Source organism: Maritimibacter sp. UBA3975 (genome assembly GCF_002384975.1).
In the GTDB taxonomy this organism is placed as follows: Bacteria; Pseudomonadota; Alphaproteobacteria; order Rhodobacterales; family Rhodobacteraceae; genus Maritimibacter.
On record NZ_DGCP01000002.1, the window covers coordinates 442,789 to 462,994 of the forward strand.

At 66.7% G+C, this 20,206-nt stretch carries 14 protein-coding genes; 11 read left to right on the forward strand and 3 right to left on the reverse strand.

From position 1 onward, the window contains the following. The first annotated feature begins 141 nt into the window (after positions 1-141). From gpmI to B2585_RS02465, 6 genes are all read left to right on the forward strand, one after another. Positions 142-1,662 (forward strand): 2,3-bisphosphoglycerate-independent phosphoglycerate mutase, encoded by a 1,521-nt coding sequence (gpmI, locus tag B2585_RS02440; RefSeq protein ID WP_292019613.1) that lies wholly within the window; start codon positions 142-144, stop codon positions 1,660-1,662. Next, a complete protein-coding gene (locus B2585_RS02445; RefSeq protein WP_292019615.1) occupies positions 1,659-2,801 on the forward strand; it encodes a murein hydrolase activator EnvC family protein in 1,143 nt (380 codons plus the stop codon). Before gpmI ends, B2585_RS02445 begins: the two co-directional genes overlap by 4 nt. A gap of 46 nt (positions 2,802-2,847) precedes the next feature. Continuing rightward, positions 2,848-4,185 (forward strand): S41 family peptidase, encoded by a 1,338-nt coding sequence (locus tag B2585_RS02450; protein WP_292019617.1) that lies wholly within the window; start codon positions 2,848-2,850, stop codon positions 4,183-4,185. A gap of 7 nt (positions 4,186-4,192) precedes the next feature. Then, complete coding sequence (locus B2585_RS02455) at positions 4,193-4,696, forward strand: RNA pyrophosphohydrolase (protein WP_292019619.1); 504 nt, start codon at positions 4,193-4,195, stop codon at positions 4,694-4,696. A gap of 68 nt (positions 4,697-4,764) precedes the next feature. Further along, positions 4,765-5,163: a hypothetical protein gene (locus tag B2585_RS02460; RefSeq protein WP_292019621.1), complete on the forward strand. Its 399-nt coding sequence runs from the start codon at positions 4,765-4,767 to the stop codon at positions 5,161-5,163. 152 nt (positions 5,164-5,315) lie between these two features. Then, positions 5,316-8,198: an error-prone DNA polymerase gene (locus B2585_RS02465; RefSeq protein ID WP_292019865.1), complete on the forward strand. Its 2,883-nt coding sequence runs from the start codon at positions 5,316-5,318 to the stop codon at positions 8,196-8,198. A gap of 55 nt (positions 8,199-8,253) precedes the next feature. Here the strand turns inward: B2585_RS02465 and B2585_RS02470 are convergent, their stop codons facing one another. Further along, complete coding sequence (locus B2585_RS02470) at positions 8,254-9,462, reverse strand: LysR family transcriptional regulator (RefSeq protein WP_292019623.1); 1,209 nt, start codon at positions 9,460-9,462, stop codon at positions 8,254-8,256. A gap of 101 nt (positions 9,463-9,563) precedes the next feature. Here B2585_RS02470 and B2585_RS02475 point away from each other — a divergent pair, with 101 nt between their 5' ends. Together B2585_RS02475 and B2585_RS02480 are read left to right on the forward strand one after the other, a co-directional pair. After that, entirely contained in the window at positions 9,564-10,940 is a 1,377-nt protein-coding gene (locus B2585_RS02475) for an aminomethyl transferase family protein (protein ID WP_292019625.1), read from the forward strand. An 11-nt stretch (positions 10,941-10,951) separates the two neighbouring features. Beyond that, positions 10,952-11,824, forward strand: coding sequence for a methylenetetrahydrofolate reductase (locus B2585_RS02480; protein WP_292019627.1), 873 nt, complete (start codon positions 10,952-10,954; stop codon positions 11,822-11,824). A gap of 60 nt (positions 11,825-11,884) precedes the next feature. Here the strand turns inward: B2585_RS02480 and B2585_RS02485 are convergent, their stop codons facing one another. After that, positions 11,885-12,700: an ABC transporter permease gene (locus B2585_RS02485; RefSeq protein ID WP_292019629.1), complete on the reverse strand. Its 816-nt coding sequence runs from the start codon at positions 12,698-12,700 to the stop codon at positions 11,885-11,887. An 88-nt stretch (positions 12,701-12,788) separates the two neighbouring features. Between B2585_RS02485 and B2585_RS02490 the strand changes: the two genes are divergently transcribed. The 3 genes from B2585_RS02490 (at position 12,789) to B2585_RS02500 (ending at position 18,233) form a co-directional block, all read left to right on the forward strand. Beyond that, positions 12,789-13,979 carry a sugar transporter gene (locus B2585_RS02490; RefSeq protein ID WP_292019632.1) on the forward strand — a complete coding sequence of 397 codons (1,191 nt, stop codon included), beginning with the start codon at positions 12,789-12,791 and terminating at the stop codon, positions 13,977-13,979. A 4-nt stretch (positions 13,980-13,983) separates the two neighbouring features. Next, complete coding sequence (locus tag B2585_RS02495; protein WP_292019633.1) at positions 13,984-14,643, forward strand: ABC transporter ATP-binding protein; 660 nt, start codon at positions 13,984-13,986, stop codon at positions 14,641-14,643. A gap of 125 nt (positions 14,644-14,768) precedes the next feature. Continuing rightward, positions 14,769-18,233, forward strand: a complete 3,465-nt coding sequence (locus B2585_RS02500; protein ID WP_292019636.1) for a calcium-binding protein — start codon at positions 14,769-14,771, stop codon at positions 18,231-18,233. Positions 18,234-18,239: 6 nt separating this feature from the next. Here B2585_RS02500 and B2585_RS02505 read toward each other — a convergent pair whose 3' ends face one another. After that, entirely contained in the window at positions 18,240-20,147 is a 1,908-nt protein-coding gene (locus tag B2585_RS02505; RefSeq protein WP_292019638.1) for a M10 family metallopeptidase C-terminal domain-containing protein, read from the reverse strand. Positions 20,148-20,206: the final 59 nt, after the last annotated feature.

A 20,206-nucleotide genomic window follows, 5' to 3' on the forward strand; every position in this document is an offset into this window, starting at 1 on the left:
GTTAACCTTAATCGATGGTGAACGTGTCCCTTCTCTGGTCCAGAAATACCCCGGGAGGGCGCAAGCCCATACGAAAGCCCTCCTGCATTGCTCTCGCGCCCGTCACCTCCTAGAACGGAAACAGGCAAGAGCGAGGCAGACATGACCACCCCGAAACCCATCGTATTGTGCATCCTCGATGGCTGGGGGCTGCGTGTGGAGAGCGCGGGCAATGCTGTCGCCCAGGCCGAGACGCCCGCCTTCGACGAGCTGATGATGATCTGTCCGAATGCGACGCTCGTCACCCATGGCAATGACGCAGGACTGCCGGCCGGGCAGATGGGCAATTCCGAGGTGGGGCATACCAACATCGGGGCCGGGCGCGTGGTGGCGATGGATCTGGGCCAGATCGACCTGGCTATCGAGGACCGGTCGTTCTTTCAGAATGCGGCGCTGATGGCGTTCATCGACGACATGAAAGGTTCGGGCGGGACGGCGCATCTTGTGGGGCTCACCTCGCCCGGTGGGGTGCATGCCCATCAGGATCACATCGTCGCGGCGGCGCAGGCGTTGCGGCAGGCGGGGCTGCCGGTTTGCGTGCACGTCATCACCGACGGACGCGACGTGGCGCCCAAGTCGGCGCGGGAACAGGTCGCCCGCTTCGTGGACAATCTGCCGGAAGGTGTGCAGGTCGCGAGCGTGTCGGGCCGGTATTTCGCGATGGACCGCGACAATCGGTGGGAGCGGGTGAGCCGCGCCTATGACGCGGTGGTCAAGGGCATGGGCGAAACGGCGGACAGCGCCGATGCCGCGATTGCCGCGGGTTATGACCGGGGCGAAACGGACGAATTCATCCAGCCCACCGTGATCGAGGGCCATACCGGCATCCATGACGGGGACGGCGTGTTTTTCGTCAATTTCCGGGCCGACCGGGCGCGCGAGATCCTGCGCGCCATCGGGGAGCCGGGATTTGCCGAGTTCGACGCGGGTGCGCGGCCCAAGCTGGCCGCGCTTCTGGGCATGGTCGAGTATTCCAAGGCGCACAACGACTACATGACCACCGTGTTTCCGAGCGAGGATATCGTGAACACGCTGGGCGCCTGGGTCGCGCAGCAGGGCAAGCGGCAGTTCCGGCTGGCCGAGACCGAAAAATATCCCCATGTCACTTTCTTCCTTAACGGCGGCAAGGAAGACCCGGAGGAGGGCGAGGTGCGCTACATGGCGCAATCGCCCAAGGTCGCGACCTATGACCTTCAGCCCGAGATGAGCGCGCCCGAGGTCGGGCGGGAACTGGTGAAGGCCATTCACGAGAAATACGACCTGATCGTCGTGAATTTCGCCAATCCCGACATGGTCGGCCATACCGGCGATCTGGAGGCGGCCATCGCGGCCGTCGAGGCGGTGGACGAGCAGGTGATCGAGGCGATGATCGCCCTCAAGCAGGAAGGCGGGGCAATGATCGTGACCGCCGACCACGGCAATTGCGAGATGATGATCGACCCGGAGACGGGCGGCCCGCATACGGCACATACGACCAATCCGGTGCCGGTCGCGCTGTTCAACGGACCGGAGGGGGCGACGATCCGGTCGGGGCGGCTCGCCGATCTCGCGCCCAGTCTGCTCGACCTCATGGAGATCGAGAAGCCCGCGGAAATGACGGGCGAGAGCCTGATCGTTCGGTGAGACGGGCCGCGCTTCTTTTCGCCGCGTTCGTGGCCGTCGCCGGTCCCGCCCGGGCGCAGTCCGACCCGACGCAGAGTGCCCGTCAGGCGATGGCCCTGCTCGAAGAGGCGTCCGGTGCGCTGGATGCGGCCGACGGGGCCGGGGACCGGGTCGCGGCGTTGACCCAGACCGTGCAGGCCTATGAGGCCGGGCTGGCGGCCCTGCGCGAGGGGCTGCGGCAGGCGCGGGTGCGCGAGGCGGCCATCGACGGGGTGTTCCGGGCGGAAAACGAGCGGCTCGCGCAGCTTCTGGGTGTGTTGCAGGCCATCGAGGCGGCACCGGAGCCGCATCTTCTTCTTCATCCTCAAGGGCCCGTGGGCACGGCGCGCACGGGCATGATCCTGTCCGAGGTGACGCCTGCGCTGAGTGCCGAGGCGAGGCGGCTGCGGGCGGCATTGCAGGAGGTGGCCCTCCTTCGCGCGCTTCAGGAATCCGCTGTCGATACGCTGGAGTCGGGTCTGACGGGCGCCCAGCGCGCGCGAACGGAGTTGAGTCAGGCGGTGTCCAACCGAACCGACCTGCCGCGCCGGTTCACGACCGATCAGGAGGCGATGGAGAACCTCATCGCCACAGCCGACACGCTTGAAAGTTTCGCCTCGGGGTTGATGTCGGCGACCATCGAGGACACCAGCGTCTCCATCGCCAACCCGGATTTCACGGATGCGCAGGGCACGCTGGAGCTTCCCGTTCTGGGCCGGATCATCCGGCGTATGGATGAGGCGGACGCGGCGGGTGTGCGCCGGCCCGGCTGGGTGATCGCGACCCGTCCTCTCACCCTCGTCACGCTTCCGTGGCCCGCTACCATTCGGTATCTCGGCCCGCTTCTCGACTACGGCCAGGTGGCCATCGTGGAGCCGGGGGAGGATTACCTGTTGGTGTTTGCGGGCCTTGGGCAGCTTTTTGGCGAGGTGGGCGAGGTTCTGCCGAGAGGGGCGCCCATCGGCCTCATGGGCGGGGCTGCGCCTTCGGACCCTCAAGCGTTTTTGATTTCCAACGACCCCGCCAGTGGCGCAGAAGCGAACCAGACGTTGTATCTGGAACTGCGTCACGAGGGGGAGCCTGTGGACCCGGCGGAGTGGTTTGCTGTATCCGGGGACTGACTCGCGCTCGCGCGGACCCACAAAGACACGAAAGAGAGCAGACGAGATGAAGAAATTTCTGATGGCAGCCATCGGCGGCACGCTGGCGGGGGCGGTCCTGACGACGCAGGTCGCCGGTCCGCTGCTTGCACAGGATGAGGGCCGCTCCACGACCGTGTACCAGCAGCTCGATCTGTTCGGGGATGTTTTCGAACGCATCCGCGCGCAATACGTCGAAGAGGTCGAGGAATCGGAGCTGATCGAGGCCGCCATCAACGGGATGCTCTCGTCGCTCGATCCGCACAGTTCCTACCTGCCGCCCGAAGATGCCGACGCGATGCGGGTGCAGACGCGCGGCTCTTTCGGTGGTCTCGGGATCGAGGTGACGCAGGAAGAAGGGTTCGTGAAAGTCGTGTCGCCGATGGACGACACGCCCGCCGATCAGGCCGGCGTTCTGGCCGGCGACTTCATCACCCATGTGGATGGTGAGAGCCTTCTGGGTCTGACGCTGGACGAGGCGGTCGACCTGATGCGCGGCCCCATCGGGTCCGAGATCATCGTGACCATCGTGCGCGAAGGCGAGGATGAGCCGTTCGACATTTCGATCATCCGCGACACGATCAAGCTGACCGCCGCCACGGTGCGCCAGCAGGGCGAGGCCGTCGTGATCCGGATCACCACTTTCAATGACCAGACCTATCCGAACGTGACCGAAGGGTTCTCGGAAGTGGTTGAGGAAATGGGCGGGCTCGACAATGTCGAGGGCGTCGTGCTCGACCTGCGCAACAACCCCGGCGGTTTGTTGAAACAGGCGATCGCGGTGTCGGATGCCTTCCTCGAAGGCGGCGAGATCGTGTCGACCCGGGGCCGTGACCCGGAAGAGTCCGATCGCGTGAATGCCCAGCCGGGCGACATCACCGAGGGCAAGCCGCTCGTCGTGCTGATCAACGGCGGTTCGGCCTCGGCCTCGGAAATCGTGGCTGGCGCGTTGCAGGACCATCACCGGGGTGTGGTCGTGGGCACCAAGTCCTTCGGCAAGGGGTCGGTGCAGACCGTCATGCCGCTGCGGGGCGATGGTGCGATGCGTCTTACCACCGCGCGGTATTACACCCCCTCGGGCCGCTCGATCCAGGCACTGGGCGTCTCGCCCGACATCGTGGTCGAACAACCGCAGCCCAGCCCGACGGCCGCAGAGGACGAGGAGGAGACCAACGGTCGTCCGCCCCGCACTGAGGCGGACCTGCGCGGCTCGCTCAACAACGACAGCTTGAGCGAGGATGAAATCCGCCAGATTGAACAGGAGCGGGAAGAAGCCGAAGAAGCCGCGCAACTGCGTGACGAGGACTTCCAGCTTTCTTATGCGGTGGACCTGCTGCACGGGCTGTCCACCTTCGGGCGGGAGTGATCCGGGCATGACGCCGGAGGAGATTGCGGCGTTGCCCTATCGCCCCTGCGTCGGTGTCGTGCTGGCCAATGCGGACGGCAAGGTGTTCGCCGGCCAGCGCATCGACGCGAAGGACCTGGGCACGGACGCGACCGCCTGGCAGATGCCGCAGGGCGGGATCGACAAGGGCGAGGCGGCGCGGGATGCGGCGCTTCGCGAATTGTGGGAAGAGACCGGTGTGGGCCCCGACCTCGTCGAGATCGAGGCGGAGCATCCCGACACCCTGCGCTATGACCTGCCCGACGAGCTCGTGGCCTCCGGCAAGGTCTGGAAAGGCAGGTTCCGGGGGCAGGAACAGCGGTGGTTCCTGATGCGTTTCAAGGGGAGCGATGACCAGATCGACATCGCGACCGAGCACCCGGAGTTCAGCACATGGACATGGATCGACCCCGACGAGATGGTGGACCGGATCGTGCCGTTCAAACGCGCCATCTATCGCGCCGTGATGGACGGCTTTCGCGCGCAGCTTTAGGCGCGGCACTGGCCGCGCTGGTCCTGCCGGGGCCGGCGGCGGCGCTGTCGTGCCTGCGCTATGACCCCGTGACGGCCTATGAGACGCTGGACGCGTCCGAGAAGCGATATGTCGCGGTGCGCGGGTCGTTCACCTTCGACGGAGAGGGCGCGCCCGAGCATTACGACGAAAACGCCCCCGAGGAATGGCTGACCAGCGGGCATGTGTCGGGCGAGGTTCTGACGGCTGACGGATTCACGACGCAGATCGACCGCGACATCGTGGTGGTGATCGGCTGTGTCGGGCCGTGGTGTGCGGTGACGGAACCCTCCGAGGATGCGCTGATGTTCCTGCGCCAGGAGGCCGGGGGCGCGGCGCTGTATCTCGACGTTGGGGCCTGTGCGCCCAACGTTTTCCCCCGCGCAAAGGAGGCCGATTTCGAGGCGATGGAGGCCTGTATGGCCGGGGACTGTCCGCCGGTGGAGTAGTTTCGCCGCGGGCTTGCGCCCGCGTCGACCCGCTGGAGGGGCGCTGCCCCTCCAGACCTCCCCGAGGTATTTTCGGACCGAAGAAGAGGCGTGAGTCTGCGGCTCAGGCTTCGACTCCACATGAGAACAAAACGTGAATATACTTGCGACTCATGTTCGTGGAGCTTTGCATAACGTCCAATTTCACCTTCCTCACGGGCGGGAGCCATGCGGAGGAATATGTGGACCGGGCCGCGCTGATGGGGATGCGCGCGCTGGCGGTGGCCGATCACAATTCGGTCGCCGGGATCGTGCGTGCGCATACGGCGGCGCGCGAGATCGGGCGGCTGGCCGAGGCGCGGGCGCGGCTGGAGGCGGAACAGGGCATTATCGGCCCGCCGAAGCCCGCGCATCTGCCCGCGCCGCCGCGTCTGCCCATCGACAATGCGCCGCGTCTGCTGCCTGCGGCGCGGATCGTGACGGACGAAGGCGTGGCGATCACCGCCCTGCCACGCGACCGGGCGGCCTGGGGGCGGCTGTCACGGCTGATTTCCACCGGGCGGCTGCGCACGCAGAAGGGGTCCTGTCTGCTCAGGCTCGGTGATCTGGGCGGGGCGCTGGACGGGATGGAGCTTTTGCTGCATCCGCCCGGCGCGGCGGCGCGCAAGCTGATCGGGCCTTTGCTGAACCGGTATCGGGCGGACATGCACCTTGTCATGGCGCCGCGCTATGACGGGCGCGACCGGGTGCGGTTCGACCATCTCGCAGCGCTGGCGGAGGAGCTGGGCCTGCCCACCGTGGCGAGCGCCGAGCCGATCATGCACCACGGGCGGCGGCGCAAGCTGGTCGACGTGATGACGGCGGTGCGGCTTGGCGTGCGGGTGGAGCAGCTGGGCCACGATGCGCTGCCGAATGCGGAGCGGCGGCTGCGCTCGGAGTCCGAGATGCTGCGGCTCTTTGCCAGGCATGAGGATGCGGTCCATCGGTCGGGCGAGATCGCGGATCGGCTGGGGTTCCAGCTGGACGAGTTGCGATACGAGTATCCGTCGGAGGTGGCGAATGGCGAGACGCCGGGCGCGCGCCTGTCACGGCTGGCGCGCAAGGGGCTGCGCGACCGGTATCCGGCGGGGGCGCCGGAGCGCGTGGTGAAGATGCTGGAGCATGAACTCGCGCTGATCAGAAAGCTGAATTACGAGCCCTATTTCCTCACCGTGAACGACATCGTCGCCTTCGCGCGATCGCGCGGCATCCTGTGTCAGGGGCGGGGGTCGGCGGCGAATTCGGTGGTTTGTTACGCGCTTGGCGTGACGAGCGTGAGCCCAGAGATCGGGACGATGGTGTTCGAGCGGTTTGTCAGCGAAGCGCGGGACGAGCCGCCGGATATCGATGTGGATTTCGAGCATGAGCGGCGCGAGGAGGTGATTCAGCACATCTATGAGCGCTACGGGCGTCACCGGGCGGGGCTCTGCGCCACCGTCATCCATTATCGCGGCAAGCGGGCGATCCGCGAGGTCGGGCGCGCGATGGGGCTGAGCGAGGATACCATCGCCTCGATGGCCAGCCAGGTCTGGGGCTGGGGGGCGAGCGGGATGCGCGCGGCGCGGCTGATGGAGATCGGGCTGGACCCGGACGACCCGAAGCTGGGTCAGGTCCTCGACCTCGTGGACGAGATACAGGGGTTTCCCCGCCATCTGTCCCAGCATGTCGGCGGGTTCATCATTACGGAGGGCAGGCTGGATGAACTGGTGCCGATCGAGAACGCGACGATGGAGGATCGGACGGTCATCTGCTGGGACAAGGACGATATCGACGCGCTGGGCATCCTGAAGGTCGATGTTCTGGCGCTGGGGATGCTGACCTGTATCCGCAAGGCGTTCGGCTTGCTGGAGAGCCATCTGGGCATCGACCATACGCTTGCGACGCTACCGCCCGAGGACCCGGCGGTCTATGACATGCTGTGCCGTGCCGACAGTCTGGGCGTGTTCCAGGTGGAGAGCCGGGCGCAGATGAATTTCCTGCCGCGCATGAAGCCGCGCAGTTTCTATGACCTCGTGATCCAGGTGGCGATCATCCGGCCCGGGCCGATACAGGGCGACATGGTGCATCCGTTCATCCGGCGGCGCAACGGCGAGGAGGCGGTGGAGTTTCCCTCGGACGAATTGGGCAAGGTTCTGGGCAAGACGCTGGGCGTGCCGCTGTTCCAAGAACAGGCGATGCAGATCGCCATCACGGGGGCCGGGTTCACGCCGGAGGAGGCCGATCAGCTTCGCCGGTCGCTCGCCACCTTCAAGAAGCATGGGAGCGTGAGCGATTTCCGCACCCGGTTCATCCGGGGGATGCGGGCCAATGGCTATGACCTCGACTTTGCCGAGCGGTGCTTTTCGCAGATCGAGGGGTTCGGCTCCTACGGCTTCCCCGAAAGCCATGCGGCGAGTTTCGCGCTGCTCGTCTATGCGAGCGCGTGGATCAAGCGTCACCATCCGGCGGTGTTTTGTTGTGCGCTGCTCAACTCGCAGCCGATGGGGTTCTATGCCCCCGCCCAGATCGTGCGGGACGCGCGCGACCACGGGGTCGAGGTGCGGCCGGTCTGTATCAACGCGAGCTACTGGGACAACGTGCTGGAGCCGGACGGCAAGGGGCAGCTCGCCGTGCGGCTGGGGTTCCGGCAGTTGCGCGGCATGATCGAGGAGGAGGCGACGTGGATCACGGCGGCGCGCGGCAACGGCTATACGGCCGTGGAGGACGTGTGGCGGCGCGCGGGGGTGTCGCCCCGGCTGATGGCGCGGCTGGCCGAGGCGGATGCCTTTGCCGCGCTGCGCCTGTCGCGGCGCGAGGCGCTGTGGCAGGCGCGCGCGATCGCCGGGGAGAAGCCCTTGCCGCTGTTCGCGGGCGATCTGGACGGCGAGGGGATCGTGGAGCCGGCGGCGCAGTTCCCGGCGATGAGCGAAGGCGAAGAGGTGGTGGAGGACTTCGTGTCGATGCGACTGACGCTCAGGTCCCACCCCATCGCGCTGATCCGGCACATGCTGACGCCGGGGGTGGTTCAGGCGGGGTGAGGGCTGTTTTCCGTGGCTGATGCGGACCGGGTCGCGGGTGTCTGTGCCGGGACCCTCACACCTCCCCCGCGTCCCGGATCGCCCCCTGCAACAGGTCGAGGAACACGGCGACGGCTTCGGGCGGTGCCTCCTCGCTGAACCGGGTGACACCGATGGAGACGCGGGCGCCGGGCAGGCGGATGTCGACGGGTTTCAGGTCCGCCGGCAGGTTTCGCAGGCCGGACTTGCCGTAGCACAAAAGCGCAATGGAGCCGCTGGCGGCGATCATCTGTTCGGCGTTGGAGAAGGAAAACATCTCGGCCGATTGTGCCGGGGGAATGGTGCCGGCGGCGCGGAACATGCGGTCGAAGAAGGCGCGGATCGGCGTGCCGTGGGGGGCGACGATCCATTGCTCGTCGGCCAGTTCCGCCATCGAGGGTCGCCGCCGGTGGACCGGGTGATCGGCGCGGGCGATCATCATGTAGTCTTCGTGGTAAAGGTGCGTTTCGACCATCTCGGGAAACGGCGAGGGGTCGCGCAGCACGCCGATAATGAGGTCGATCTCGCCGCGCCGGAGCGCTTCGACCAGCGTGTCGTAGCCGCCGGGAACCGCGACGAGGTGGACGTGCGGGTGCGCCCGCGTAATCTCGCCAAAGGCCTGAAGCACCATGCCCTGCCCGGAGAACGGCAGCATCCCGACCGAGACGCGGCCCACGAGCGCGTCGCCGGTTTCGGCCAGAAGCGTGGGAATATCGGTGAGGGTCGTCACCACCCGGTCCCACAGCGCGGCGAGGGCGCGGGCGGCGTCAGTCGCCTCCATCCCGCTCTTGCGCCGGATGAACAGCGGCGGCGTGACGTAGCCGGCAATATCGCCCAGCGCCTGACTCACCGCCGGCTGGCTCATTCCCAGAGCGCGGGCGGCGGCGGAGGCCGAGCCGTGGCGCACGACGGCGGCCACGGCGCGCAGGTGACGCCAGCGCAGGAGGTTGGGCAGGCGCAGCGCCCCCGACTGGTGGAGCACGCCGCGTTCCACCCCTTCGATGTCCGCCGCGACGCGCCGGCATTGCTCGATCACGATGTCGCCCATCGGCGTGGGTTCCGACCCGGACCAGCCGCGCTGGAACAGAGCGACGCCCAGCGCCGCCTCGGCATCGTGCAGCGTGCGGGAGAAGGCCGGTTGCGACATGGCGACCGATTCGGCGGCTTCGGACAGGCGCCGATGGTCGGACAGGGCGCGGATCACGCGGGTCTGGCGGGCGGAAATCGGGGGCTGGGGGCTTTCCATACTGGCATATAAGCAATTTGGCGCAAGATATACAATCTGCGCATAAGCAAAGGGCGCAGCCCGCCCCTACATACGATTCAACCACTTCCGGGAGGACCACGATGAGCGCCAAGACACTTCAGGACAGGCTGACGGGCTACGATAGCCCCTTCGCCATGCTCTATGACAACCAGATGGGGCGCTATCCCTTCCCGATCGAAGGTGAATACACCCATTGGGCCGAAGAGCAGCGCGCGTGGCGCGAGGGCGTGGCGCTGATGAACCAGAGCTTTCACATGACCGATCTCTATGTGAAGGGGCCGGATGTGATGAAGCTGCTGTCCGATATTTCGGTGAACAGCTATGCCAAGTTCGGCAAGGGCAAGGCCAAACAGATCGTCTGCGTGAACCATGACGGCTTTCTCATCGGCGACTCGATCGTGTTCGGGCTGGAAGATGACGAGGTGAATATCGTCGGTCGCCCCATCGTGCCGAACTGGGTGCAGTATCACGCTGAGACGGGCGGCTATGACGTCGTGTGCACGCGGGATGAGCGCAAGTTGGACGATCCCGACAACCGCCGCCTGACCTATCGTTACGAAGTGCAGGGGCCGAAGGCGCTCGATCTGCTCAACGAGGTGAACGAGGGCGGTCCGCTCACCACCAAGTTCTTCAACATGGGCGAGATCACCATCGCCGGCTGCAAGGCGCAGACGCTGTCGCATGGTATGGGCGGTGCGCAGGGGCTGGAGATCTGGGGCCCGTTCGACGAGGGCGACGCGGTGAAAGCGCGGATCATCGAGGCGGGCGAGAAATACGGCCTGCGTCTGGTCGGCAGCCGCGCCTATGCCTCGGCCGCCGCTGAATCCGGCTGGGTGCCGAGCGTCGTTCCTGCGATCTACACGGGCGAGAAGATGAAGCCCTACCGCGAGTGGCTCAAGGCCAACGCGTTCGAGGCGCTCTCGACCCTCGGCGGGTCGATGAAGACCGGGAACATCGAAGACTACTACATGACCCCGTGGGACGTGGATTATGGCCGCGTCGTCAAGTTCGACCATGATTTCATCGGGCGCGAAGCGTTGGAAAAGATGGCCGAGGAGCCGCACCGGCAGAAGGTCACGCTGGTCTGGAATCCCGAGGACGTGCTCAAGGTGAACGCGGGCCTTATGGATCAGGGCGCGCTGCCGACCAAGACGATGGATTTCCCGGCGGCGCACTATGCCTCCTACCCCTATGACGCTGTCACCAAGGGGGGTGAGCAGGTGGGTATCTCCATCGCGCCCGCCTATTCCGCGAACGAACGCGCCTGGATCTCGCTCGCCGTTCTGAACCCGGAAGTGGCGGAAACCGGCACTGAAGTGACGGTAACGTGGGGTGAACCGGACGGGGGATCGTCTAAAGCCACCGTCGAGCGCCATCGTCAGATCGACGTCCGGGCCGAAGTTCATCCGTGGCCCATCCACGACGCCGTTCGTCAAACGTATCGCAAGCAGACCTGAGGAGACCGACCATGTCCGTCGTCAATATGAAAGCCAGCAAGACCGCTCCCTTCGCAGACCTGCTTGAGGGCGTTTCCATCGAAGTGATGCCGCGCACCGCCGCCAAGATCGAGGATTTCACAAAGATCCTGCCCGCCGGCACGCGCGTCTATATCGCCCATATCGAGGGCACGCCGATTCAGGAGATGGTCGACACGGCCAAGCGCCTCGCCGCTGGCGGGTTCGAGGTCATGCCGCACTTCCCGGCCCGGATCATGCAGAACGATGCCGAGTTGAAGGACTGGATCGACCGCTACGTCTCGGAGGCCGGGGTCGAAACCGCGCTTCTGCTTGGCGGGAGCCCGACCAAACCGCTGGGTGCACTCGACAGCTCGATCCAGCTTCTCGAAACCGGCTATTTCGACGGGTTCAAGCGTCTGCACATCGCGGGCCACCCGGAAGGCAACCAGGACATCGACGCCAAGGGCGCCACGACCAATGTGGACGAGGCGCTGCGCTGGAAGCAGGCCTACAAGGACCGTTCGGGGGCCGAGATGGCCATCGCGACGCAGTTCGCCTTTGCCGCCAAGCCGGTGACCGACTGGGCCGAGCGGCTTCAAGCCATTGGCATCACCATGCCGATCCATGTGGGCGTGGCCGGTCCGGCCAAGCTCCAGACGCTCATCAAGTTCGCCATTGCCTGTGGCGTTGGCCCGTCGCTCGGCGTGTTGCAGAAGCGGGCGAAAGACCTGACCAAGCTGCTCAAGCCGTTCGAGCCGACCGAGGTTCTGACCGATTTCGCCGCCTACACGGCCGAAAATCCCGACAGCCTGATCGAGCGGGTCCATGTCTTCCCGCTTGGCGGCATCAACGCCTCGGCGGAGTTCATTCGCGAGAACAGCTGATCCGCTGACGGATGTGAACGACCAGCCCGTTGCCTGCGAAGGCGGCGGGCTTTTTCGTGCTCACTTGCCGCCGTTGAGAAGCCGGTCGTGGTGTTGGCGCAGCAGGAACAGCCCGGCGACCGCCAGAACCAGCGCGACGGTGAGCACATAAAGCGGCGCGGTCCAGTTCGGATCGTATTTCTGGAAGATCCCCGCCTTGGCGATCGAGGTGATGTGCATGAGCGGGTTCCACCACAGCACGTCCTGCACGCGGGGCGGGAAGTCTTCGTACAGAAACAGCACGCCCGAGACGATGAACAGGGGCCGTGCGGCAAAGCCCCACAGGCGCCCGGCGATAGGCAGTTCCATGAACAGGTAGCAGGTGAGGACGCCGAAGCCGAAGGCGAGCGCGACGGCGAGGGCCACGGCCAGAAGCACCGGGGGCAGGTCGAAGCGCAGCCCGTGGCCCGAGCCTGCGGCGATGGCGTAGAGCAGGATGAAATAGACCGCCGTGGCGGTCAGGGCGTTCAGCGCAAAGCGGGCCAGCACAGTGTCGAGCCAGATCACGGTCGGGAAGCGCAGGAGCGAGCGGGAGAATTTCAGCGATTGCGTCACCGGCCCGCCGACCTGTCCGAAGATCGCGAAGACGAGGTGGCCAGAGGCGTAATACATGATGAAGGACGTGCCGAGGCGCGGGGTCTTTTGCAGGAAGCTGAAGGCGATGGTGAGCGCCGCGATCATCAGGAGGGGCGAAAGAAACGCCCAGAGGTAGCCGCCGGGCGACTGGCCGTAGCGCGCCGACATCTCACGCAGGACGAGCGCGCCGACGGTGCGCAGGGTCGGGAAGCTGCGGCGGGCGGGGCCGGGGAGCGGTGGCGCGGTATCGCCGGTGGTCATCGCGCAGGCTCCTCGCGTTCTGGCGCCGGATGGCGCGATTATGTAGAAGGGGGCGAGCGAGATCAACGCAGGCGAAAGGAACGGCCCGGTGCCCGACGATACGGTGAGGACCCGGCAGGACAGCCCGCAGGTGATCGTGCGCCCGATGGCCGGACCCGCGCGGCGGCGCAAGCGGCATGTGGGGCTGTTGGCCTCGATCCTCGTCATCGTCGGCCTGCCGCTTGCGGTCATCGCCTGGTATGCCTTTGCGCGTGCGGTCGATCAGTATGCCTCGGACCTCGGGTTCACCGTCCGGCAGGAGGAACAGGGGCAGACGCAGGCGCTTCTGGGCAACCTCGCGCAACTGGCCGGTCCGAGTGCGAGCGGCGGGGCGCTGGACGGGGATATCCTGAACGAGTTCATCCAGAGTCAGGGGCTGGTGCGGGAAGTGGACGCGCGGCTCGACCTCTGGGCGCATTACAGTGCGCCCTATGAGACCGACCCGGTGTTCGCGCTGAAGCCCGGCGGGACCATCGAGGATCTGGTGGCCTACTGGCAGCGGGTCGTGACCATTGATTACGATCAGGCCACGGGGTTGATCGGGGTCGAGGTGCGGGCGTTTGCGCCGGAGTACGCGCAGGCCGTGGCCCAGGCGGTGCTGGAGGAGAGCCAGACGCTCGTCAACAACCTGAACGCGGCGGCGCGGCAGGATCTTCAGGACGCGGCGGAGCGCGATGTGGCGCAGGCGCTGGTGCGGCTCAAGGATGCGCGGGAGGCGCTCGTGGGCTTCCGCACGCGCACGCAGATCGTGGACCCTGAGACGGACCTCGAGACCCGGATGGGGGTGCAGAATTCGCTCCAGCAACAGCTTGCGCAGGCGCTGGTGGAATATGACCTGCTGGCGCAGTCGGCCGGGGAGACCGCGCCGAGCGTGATACAGGCGGAACGCCGGATCGCGGTGATCCGCGACCGACTTGCGCAGGAGCGGGAGGCGTTCGCTTCGGACCAATCCTATGCGGGGGTCGAGGGGTATCCGTCGCTGATCGCGCAATACGAAAGCCTGACCGTCGACCGGGAATATGCCGAGGAGACGTATCGCGCCGCGCTCGCCCAGCTGGATGCCGCCAAGGCGGGGGCGTCGCGCCAGACGCGATACCTTGCCGCCTATGTCCTGCCCACCCAGCCGGAGGCCCCGGCCTATCCGCAGCGCACGCAGATCGTGCTCATGGCGCTCCTGTTCCTGTCTTTGGGCTGGGCGCTCGTCGCGCTGGTTTACTACTCCATCCGCGACCGGAGGTGACGGCGTGCTCCGGGGCGTCGGGCTGACCAAATCCTATACCGTGAAGGGCCGGCCCAAGGTGGTGCTGGACGCGCTCGACTTCGAGCTTCCGACGGGCGTGTCGCTTGGGCTTCTGGGGCGCAACGGGGCGGGGAAATCCACGCTCCTGTCGATCCTGTCGGGCGCGATCCGGCCCGACGCGGGCGAGGTCGTGAGCGACGGCACCGTGTCATGGCCCGTCGGTCTGCGCGCGGCGTTCCACAAGGACATGACGGGCGTGCAGAACGTGCGGTTCGTCGCGCGGGTCTATGGCGTGGAGAGTGATGAGCTGGTCGAATACGTCCGCCATTTTTCCGAGCTGGGCGATCATTTCTACATGCCGTTCAAGACCTATTCGTCCGGGATGCGGTCGCGGATTTCCTTCGGGACCGCGCTGGGCCTGCATTTCGACACCTACCTCGTCGACGAGGTGACGGCGGTCGGCGATGCGGCGTTCAAACGCAAAAGCCGGGCGGTGCTGCGCGACCGGCTGGCCCGGTCGAGCGCGATCATGGTCAGTCACAACATGGCCGAGCTGCGCGAGATCTGCGATGCAGGGCTGGTGCTGGCCGATGGCAAGGGGCTGTGGTTCGACGATATCGACGCGGCCATAGACCATCACGAAGGGCTCATGGCCCGGCGCTGATCCTTAACACCCGGTGAAGAATCGCGTGGATTGCTCGGATAGTCCGCGCGCGTGTCACATTTCTGCGCCGCCCACCGCCACGGGAGCGCGCGATACCACCCCTGCCGATGCACTTGGGGGTGGTTATGGCGATACTCGTACATGGACATTTCATGTCCGGCGTTGAGGCGCTCGACACCGGGATCACGGACCTTGAGGTCGTGGCCGATGACGGGCTTCTGACGCTGTTCAGCCATTCCGGACGCAATGGCGGGCTGACGGGCTATTCCGTGCCCGTGAGCGGTTCGGAAGCGGTGGTGGATCAGGTGATCTACAAAACCGGCTGGCTCTTAGGCACGGGCGACGCGATTGCCATCGACGAGGCCCCCGGCGGGGGGCTGGAGGCGCTGTTCGGCTCTGCGCTGTCGGGTCGGATGAGCGGGTATGCCATCGCGGACTCCGGGCAAATCGGCAGCGTGTCGAACCACGCGGGATTTGGTGACGCTCTGGGTCGGCTTGTGGATATCGAGGTCGGGGCGGGCGGCGTGGCCTTTGCCGATGCGGGCGGGCAGTTCGGTTTTGCCACCCGCGCCGCGAACGGGACGTTTGGCGGTGTCACGGTCGTCGCGGATGACGCGGACACGCACCTTGCCCATGTCACGACGGTCGCGACCGCTACGGTCGGCGGTGCGCAGATCGTGATCGCGGGCGATGCGGGCGAGGACGGGGTGACGAGCTTCGTCACCACCTCCGGCACGCCGGTTGTCGCGGACGTGGCCGGGCCCGCGGACGGCATCGGGATCATGGCGCCCACCGACATCTCGGTGGTCGAGGTTCTGGGCCAGAGCTACGCCATTGTCGCCTCGGCCCAAGGGATGAACGGGGCGCTGACGGTCTTCCACGTCGCGCCGGACGGGACGCTTACGCGCACCGACCATATCACCGACAACCTGAACACCCGGTTCGGCGGCGTGACCGATATTGTCACGGCGGAGCACGACGGGCACGCCTACATCGCCGCTGGCGGCGCGGATGACGGCGTATCGCTGTTCACTCTGCTGCCGGGGGGACAGTTGCAGTTTCTCGACGCGATCGAGAACACCTGGACCGACGGCGCGGATGGGCAGGCGGCGCTGGCGGATGTGACCGCGATTGCGGGCGGCGTTCTGGACGAGAGGCTCAACCTCTTCGTTGCGAGCGAGGAGGTCGGCGGGCTCACACGCCTGACCTACGACCTGAGCGATCAGGGCGAGCAGGTCGTTCTGGATGCCGCGGGCGGGTCGGCCAACGGGTCCGGTGGCGCGGACCTGCTGGTGAGCGGGGCAGGATCGGACGCGCTGTCGGGCGGGAATGGGGACGATATCCTCGTGGACGGGGCGGGGACCGACATCCTGACCGGCGGCAGCGGGCGCGACACTTTCGTCCTGCGCGACGACGGGGTGCAGGACACGATCATGGATTTCGACCCGGCGCAGGACCGGCTCGACCTGTCGTCCTGGCCATTCTTCTACGACGCGTCCACGCTGACGATCACGCCGAACGCGAACGGGGCGGTGGTGTCGTGGCGCGACGAGGTGCTGGTGCTGCGCTCGGCGCAGGGCGGGCCGCTCGACCCCGGCGATGTCCGCAAGGCCGTGGCGGTGACGCCGGATCGCGCGATGGACCTGTCCGGCTACGACTTCCCCGACTGGGACGGCGAGCTGGAGGAGGAGCCGGTCTTTGGCTACGACATTTCCGATACGGAGGGCGACGACCTTGTCACCGGCGGGGCGGGAGCCGAGATGATCGCCCTGTCGGGGGGAGACGACGAGGTGCATGCGGGTGGCGGCGACGACCGGGTGGACGGCGGCGCGGGACGCAAGACCGTCCATCTCGACGCGGGCGACGATACGTTCGACGACAAGGACCAGAGCACCGCGCTCGACGGGGATATCGTGCGCGGCGGGGCGGGGGATGACACGCTGCTCATGGGCCTTGGCGCGGATGACGTGGATGGCGGCGAAGGGAAGGACCTGATCCGTGCGGGCGGCGGGGACGATACGGTGACCGGCGGCGCGGGCGCGGACGAGGCATGGCTGGGCGATGGCAACGACACCTATGTCGACAGCGACGACGACAGCCGATGGGACCACGACGTCGTCTATGGCGAAGCGGGCGACGATATCATCACGGCTGGCAGCGGGGATGACCAGATCGACGGTGGCGAGGGTGACGACCAGCTTGGCGGTCGGGCCGGGCAGGACATCATCTTTGGCGGCGGCGGCGCCGATTTCATCTGGGGTGCGCGGGGCAACGACCTGTTGCGCGGCGACGCCGGCAACGATGAGATCTATGGCGGTTCGGGCAACGACCACATGCTTGGCGGCGTAGGCGACGACCTGTTGGAAGGCGGTGACGGCGACGACGTGGGACACGGCGAGGACGGAGACGACACCATCCGGGGGCAGGCCGGGGATGACCATTTCATTGGCGATGCGGGCAACGACCGGATGTACGGCGACGCGGGCTCCGACCGGCTGGTCGGTGGCGACGGCGACGATGCGATCGAGGGAGGGGATGGTGCAGACTCCCTGTTCGGCGACGCGGGGGCGGACCGGATCATGGGTGGAAGTCAGAATGACAGCATCTGGGGCGGCGATGGCGACGACCGGATCTATGGCAACCTGAACGACGACATGCTGTCCGGCGGGACCGGTCAGGACGTGTTGTTCGGCGGTTGGGGCGCGGATCGGCTGAGTGGCGACGAAGGGAACGACGTGCTCCGGGGCGATGGTGGGAACGATGTGCTGTATGGCGGGCAGGGCGACGACCGGCTGTCGGGCAACGGGAACAACGACCGGGTCGAGGGCGGCGACGGGCGCGACGACATTTACGGCGGCTGGGGCTCGGATCTCCTCAATGGCGGCGCGGGTGACGACACGATCAGCGGCGAGAGTGGCCATGACAGGCTCTGGGGCGGCGGCGGGCACGACCGCATGTTCGGGCATCTGCACAACGACTGGATGGACGGCGGCATGGGTCGCGATTTCATGTACGGCGGCTGGGGGGCGGATACGCTCAAGGGCGGCTGGCATGCCGATCTACTCAAGGGTGAGGGTGGCAACGATACGCTCTTTGGCGAAGGGCACGACGACCGGCTTTATGGCGGAAGCGGGCACGACAAGCTCCTCGGCGGCTCCGGGCACGACTCGCTTTACGGCGAGTTGCACAACGACTGGTTGGCCGGAGGATTGGGGCAGGACCGGGTCTTTGGTGGTTGGGGCGACGACAAGCTCATGGGTGGCTGGCATGCCGACCTGCTGAAGGGTGATGGCGGGAACGACCGGCTTTATGGTGACGGACACAACGACGTGCTGATCGGGGGCCGGGGCAACGACCGGCTGTGGGGCGGGTCCGGGGCCGACAGTTTCGAGTTCTGGCGCTGGGACGACCGCGACAAGATTTACGACTTCAGCATGGCCGATCAGGTGGTGCTTCACGATGTGGCGCGGTCGATGGTGTCTGTCTATACCGCGAACGGCAGCACCTTTATCGAATGGGGCAATGAGCAGGTCGAGCTGGTCGACTTCACCCACGGGGGGTTCGACAAGTGGGATATCGTCTTCGAGTGAGGCGGCTCAGGTCAGGAAGCTGTCCAGCGTGATCGCGTCGGCAAGCCGGTCGGCATCGGTGATGCCGAGAAACAGAAGGCTCTCGCCGCTCGCGAAGGTCAGCGCGAGGGCGTTGCCCTGCTGCGTGGCGGTCGCCAGCACGGTGTCGAGGGGTTGCCCGGCGAGCAGATCCTGATCCAGCCGCAGGGAGTCGCGTGCCGGAAGGAAGTCCGTGAGCGTGTCTTGGCCGTCGCCCATGCGGAAAACGAACGTGTCCTGCCCGAAGCCGAGCGTCACCGTGTCGTCCCCCTGCCCGCCGTAGACCATGTCGTTCCCCGGGCCGGCGCTGATCGTGTCGTCACCGTCGCCGCCCCGGATCGAGTCACGCCCCTTGCGGCCCATGATCGTGTCGTCGCCCGCCTGTCCGTGGATCGTGTCGTTCCCCCGTCCGGCCATGAGCATGTCGTCGCCCGCGTTACCCTTGAGCGTGTCGTTGCCCCTGCCGCCGGAAACCCAGTCGTCGCCGGTGCCGCCGAAAATTTGGTCGCGCCCGCGGTGGGCCGTGATGCGGTCAGCCCCGTCGCCGCCAAAAGCCGTGTCGTTGCCCCGGCCGGAGAAGAGCGTGTTGTCCGCCGCGTTGCCGATCAGGAGGTCGTTGCCGCCGCTGGTGCGCGCGTTCTCGATCACCACGCCCTGCGCGATGGTGAAGCCCCCCGCGATGGCGCGCGCGGCGGAGAGGTGGCCGCCCCCGCCGGGGCCATAGTCCAGCGTGGCCGCGCGCAGGTCGATCACCGCGTCGCGCCAGCCGTCATAGGCGATGGTGTCGGTTCCGCTTGCGTCCCAGATCGCCTCCCACGCCGTGCCGACCGCATTCAGCTCCGGCAGGAGGTAGGTGTCGTCGCCCGTGCGGGTGCTGAGGTTCGCGCCGTAGAGCGCCTGAAGCGCCGCGATGTCGAGCGCCATCGGCCCCGCCTCATATCCCCAGTCGCCCGACAGCGCGCCGTAGGTGCCCACGTCGCCCGCGTTCCAGCCGGAGTTGTAGGACATGGTCGTGTAGAGGCCCTGATTGAGCGCCGCGCTCCCGAAATCACCGAACGCGTAGGTGACGCCGCGCATCTGGGTCGAGGTCCCGCCGGTGTCGTGCGGATGGGCGAGGCCGAGGCCGTGGAGCATTTCATGCGTGAAGACGACGAAGCCCGCCCCGCCCCGTTCGAGGTCGCCGCCCGGCAGCCTGTCCCACTGCGCACCGTTCATGGTGCCGGTGCCTGCGCCGGGCGCGCCGGGCGGAGAGAAGTAGCCCAGCACGCGGAAGGCTTCGAGTTCATCGGTGTCGAGCCCGATGGTGAAGTCGGCGGCGCTGGCGGAGGCGGTGCGGCTGAAGGTGACGTTGGTGACCGCTTCGATCCGGGCGAAGGCCGCCATCGCGCGGTCGATTTCATAGGGCGTCCAGCCCTCGGACGTGATGCCGTCGACCAGTGTGCCCGCGCCGGCGAAATGGACTGCGATGTCGGTGTCGGCCACCTGGCTCCCCCACAAGAGCGCCTCGGCGGGGGTGCCGCCCAGTGACGCGACGGTGAGCGCGTAGCCGCCAGTGATCGCGCCGGAGGCATAGGCATCGACATAATAGGTGCCGGAACGTTTCGCGGTGTGCGTGATCTGCGCGGCCGGGTTGTCCGGCGCGATGTCGAGACCGAGCGCCACGAGCGCGCCGGTGGGGTCGTATAGGTCCAGGATCGGGTCGGCGAGCGCGGAGGTGCCTGCGCCACGCAGGGTGATGGTCACTTCCTGCCCTGCGGTCAGGTCCAGCCGGTACCAGTCCTCGTCAAAGACGGTCTCGATCGCCCCCGCGCGGGTCGTCCCGACCGAAAGCTCGGCCAAGGTCGTCCTGTCACCTGCAATGTCGGTCATCACCACCCCGGCGTTCGACGCCCCCACGACGCCCGCCCATGTTTACGGTTTGTTTATCTCAAAAGGGAGTAAAACTCTCGGCAATG

Coding starts and splice junctions, on each gene's coding strand:
- gpmI (WP_292019613.1), top strand. CDS start 142: ATGACCACCCCGAAACCCATCGTATTGTGCATCCTCGATGGCTGGGGG.
- B2585_RS02475 (WP_292019625.1), top strand. CDS start 9,564: ATGAGCGCCAAGACACTTCAGGACAGGCTGACGGGCTACGATAGCCCC.
- B2585_RS02470 (WP_292019623.1), bottom strand. CDS start 9,462: ATGGAAAGCCCCCAGCCCCCGATTTCCGCCCGCCAGACCCGCGTGATC.
- B2585_RS02465 (WP_292019865.1), top strand. CDS start 5,316: ATGTTCGTGGAGCTTTGCATAACGTCCAATTTCACCTTCCTCACGGGC.
- B2585_RS02455 (WP_292019619.1), top strand. CDS start 4,193: ATGACGCCGGAGGAGATTGCGGCGTTGCCCTATCGCCCCTGCGTCGGT.
- B2585_RS02480 (WP_292019627.1), top strand. CDS start 10,952: ATGTCCGTCGTCAATATGAAAGCCAGCAAGACCGCTCCCTTCGCAGAC.
- B2585_RS02500 (WP_292019636.1), top strand. CDS start 14,769: ATGGCGATACTCGTACATGGACATTTCATGTCCGGCGTTGAGGCGCTC.
- B2585_RS02485 (WP_292019629.1), bottom strand. CDS start 12,700: ATGACCACCGGCGATACCGCGCCACCGCTCCCCGGCCCCGCCCGCCGC.
- B2585_RS02450 (WP_292019617.1), top strand. CDS start 2,848: ATGAAGAAATTTCTGATGGCAGCCATCGGCGGCACGCTGGCGGGGGCG.